The organism is Mesotoga sp. HF07.pep.5.2.highcov (genome assembly GCF_003666285.1).
GTDB classification, from domain to species: domain Bacteria; phylum Thermotogota; class Thermotogae; order Petrotogales; family Kosmotogaceae; genus Mesotoga; species Mesotoga prima.
The window spans coordinates 1-2,262 of sequence record NZ_JFHJ01000398.1 but is presented as its reverse complement, the minus strand read 5'-3'; the positions used below and the strand labels follow the sequence as shown (position 1 = coordinate 2,262).

Genomic DNA, 2,262 nt, shown 5'->3' with positions numbered 1-2,262 from the left:
ATAGTCACGGCGCTTCGGAAAAGCTCTTCACCACCAAGGCTGAATCCGCGTTTCACTTTTGTAATATAGTCGCTGAGATCGTGAAAAACCGTGAAAGGCGGTTCCCCTTCCCTAAGAAGTATTTCGTTAAACTCACTGGACCTTGTGTATAGAACTTCTGCGTCCTCAGCCTTAGGTCGCAGAGATTTCACTCTCTCTTTGCCGTATTTGGAAGTTGCCTTCTGAGCGATGTCATCAAGAACTGAATCGAATTCCAGCAGTCGGATCGAATCATCGAACAATGAATCCATCGGGCAGTTCCACCTTTCTGACAATCTTTGGCATCAGTTTCTCTCTGTTCTTTCTATCGTAGAGTGCGATTAAGGCATAGACAACGGCAATAGAAGCAAAAGCAACTACAAGAGCCAATCCTTCAGACTTCAAGACCATATTCATTACTATCAAAGTAACGAGAAAGACTGCCAACGGAATACCGTAAACTATCATGGATACTTTAGTAGCACTCATGTCGCTCATCTCAATCTCAACGGTGTCACCTGGATTAACCTCCACTCCGTTATGCAAAGCCCTTATCGTAATCTTTTTGTCGCTCGAAGAAACACTGCAACTGCTCCTTGATCCGCAAGTAGAACAGGCCTCTGTACGAGCCTTTTCAAGGAGCACCACATCTCCCTTAAGCTCCTTCACAATAGCTAACTCTCTCATGTCCACCTCCGCTAGAAGCGGTAACTAATCTCTCCACCTGCGTGAAAAACTGGAAGTGTTTCCATTCCGAAGAACTTCTCCAGTTCCAGGCCGACTGCTGCTCCGAAGGAGAGAAATCCGACCCGAACATATACAATGGGAGTAATCGAGAAGAAAATACCAAACTTATCAACGTTAGTTGTTATCAGACCTGCTCTTGAAACAACTCTTAGTCCGACAGCCGATTCCTCTGTCAAATCATATGCTAGACCGGCAAAGAGCTTGAGCAATGTATTGAAGTGACCATTTATGTAGAAATCCTCTGATGAAACTGGAGAAACAAAGGAGAAATTACCTCCCAGCTCAAGAGAATTCTTCCCTGTCTGGCTTAATACATAAGCCACATTGATTCCATCATATACCAGTTTATCTTCAGAGCCAAACCCGGAATAGTGAATTCCATCTATAATTAACGAAGCTAGACCTAAAGAGCTCATCAGAAATACTATCAGTAAAGCAATCACAGCCTTCACACGACACCTCCAGTTCATCGAAATTATAGCATGCTATTTGGTGGTGTTGCGAAGGCAACGTGTTCTCTCTTACCATTTTTAAAGTATTAGCTGAGCAGGGCCGCAACATATCCCACGGTCCTGTACCTGTCTCCCATCACCTCACCGCTCGTTGTACTACAAAGCACTTCCATCGATTCAAAAGAATTTCTCACTGCTACAATTGGGCCAAGACCACAAGCCGTTATCCTCTTTTCTTGCGACAGTTCGTAGGACTCTCTGTACTTCCCATCCAAAATTAGGCTTAAAAGCTGATTGTCCTTTTCCATCGTTACCTCATGGGCCTCGTAGTGGTTCAAATCCGAAGAGGCAATCACCAAAACATCATTCCGCCCCATTAACTCCTTCTTTATGATCTCCGACAGACTCAAAGCAACTTCTACTCTCTGATCCGTCATTATCAAAGGAACAATCTTAAAATCCGAGTAAAGGAACTGCAGAAATGGTAGCTGGACCTCAATAGAGTGCTCATATAAATGAGCAGAAGTATCTGGCATTATCATTCCATTTGACTCAGCCATTAGTGACCTGCCAAAATCGTGATCTATCTCGACACTACCCAGAGGCGTTTGCCAAGCCCCTTCGAGCCACAACGACAGCTTCGTACCCAAGCCCGTGTGGTTTGGTCCAACAATCAAGATCGTTGATGGTTTAACGAGCGCGCCCGCCTTCCAGTATGACCATGCGGCTACCGGACCACTAGCCATATAACCGGCGTGCGGCACAATCAGACCGATAGTTCCTTGATTCTTCTCCCAGCCATGTGGAAGACTTCCCGGTCCAACAGGATGGAAAAAACAGTTCCTTATCTGACTTTTGAGTTCCTCTTCGTTATCAGCGTAGAACTTACCGCTAACAACGGGTCTCCTTATCAAGGCTCAACCACCTCCGCTGTGATGAAGATAACCAGTTCTCTCTTATCAGAGGTCTTGTTCTCGGTGGTGAACAGCTTTCCGATAAAAGGCAGATCACTAAGGAAAGGCATCTTGTTGACCGTAACGGTATC

Annotated in this window: 4 protein-coding genes and 1 pseudogene; all 5 read right to left on the bottom strand. The window is 45.2% G+C overall.

Going from position 1 to position 2,262, the window contains the following annotated elements; genetic code table 11:
- Positions 1-290: pseudogene (locus tag BG32_RS08520) on the bottom strand (endonuclease MutS2); the annotation flags it as partial.
- The gene (locus BG32_RS08515) at positions 271-705 is read right to left on the bottom strand and encodes a SoxR reducing system RseC family protein (RefSeq protein WP_039882859.1); all 435 of its coding nucleotides are present in this window, start codon (positions 703-705) and stop codon (positions 271-273) included. The pseudogene BG32_RS08520 and the gene BG32_RS08515, both read right to left, overlap by 20 nt.
- Positions 706-716: 11 nt before the next feature.
- A complete protein-coding gene (locus BG32_RS08510) occupies positions 717-1,217 on the bottom strand; it encodes a hypothetical protein (protein WP_006492398.1) in 501 nt (166 codons plus the stop codon).
- An 86-nt stretch (positions 1,218-1,303) separates the two neighbouring features.
- Complete coding sequence (gene amrB, locus BG32_RS08505) at positions 1,304-2,131, bottom strand: AmmeMemoRadiSam system protein B (RefSeq protein WP_006492396.1); 828 nt, start codon at positions 2,129-2,131, stop codon at positions 1,304-1,306.
- Positions 2,128-2,262 (bottom strand): type II and III secretion system protein (locus BG32_RS17120; RefSeq protein WP_147434899.1); only part of this gene is annotated, 135 nt, incomplete at its 5' end. The genes BG32_RS17120 and amrB, both read right to left, overlap by 4 nt.

Bases quoted from the DNA above. Each gene is read 5' to 3' on its own strand.
- BG32_RS08515 (WP_039882859.1), bottom strand. From the start codon at position 705: ATGAGAGAGTTAGCTATTGTGAAGGAGCTTAAGGGAGATGTGGTGCTC.